Genomic DNA, 585 nt, shown 5'->3' with positions numbered 1-585 from the left:
CTGTTCCAGAATCGCCGGATTTTCCAGCGTCGAGATGTCCTGCGTGATGGCCTCGCCCTTGGCGATGCTGCGCAGCAGGCGCCGCATGATCTTGCCGCTGCGCGTCTTGGGCAGGTTCTCGCCGAAGCGGATGTCCTTGGGCTTGGCGATCGGGCCGATCTCCTTGGCCACCCAGGCGCGCAGCTCGTTGGCGATCTGCCTGGCCTCTTCGCCGGTCGGGCGGCCGCGCTTGAGCACCACGAAGGCGCACACCGCCTCGCCCGTCACGTCGTCGGGCCGCCCCACCACCGCCGCCTCGGCCACCAGGTCGGTCTTGGACACCAGCGCCGATTCGATCTCCATCGTGCCCAGCCGGTGCCCCGACACGTTGAGCACGTCGTCGATGCGCCCGGTGATGCGGAAGTAGCCGCGGTCTTCGCTGCGCACCGCGCCGTCGCCGGCCAGGTAGATGGTGCCGCCCATTTCCTCGGGGAAGTAGCTCTTCTTGAAGCGCTCGGGGTCGTTCCAGATGGTGCGGATCATCGAGGGCCAGGGCCGCTTGATGACCAGCATGCCGCCCGCGCCGTTGGGCAGGTCCTTGCCGGT

1 protein-coding gene is annotated in these 585 nt (G+C 68.4%); it reads right to left on the bottom strand.

Annotated features, from left to right (window positions below; translation table 11 throughout):
• On the bottom strand, positions 1-585 hold a 585-nt coding region (locus IB278_RS33580; RefSeq protein WP_192328850.1), incomplete at both ends, for an AMP-binding enzyme.

The organism is Variovorax sp. VRV01 (assembly GCF_014852545.1).
GTDB lineage: Bacteria > Pseudomonadota > Gammaproteobacteria > Burkholderiales > Burkholderiaceae_C > Variovorax > Variovorax beijingensis_A.
This window is presented reverse-complemented; position numbering and strand designations above follow the sequence as displayed.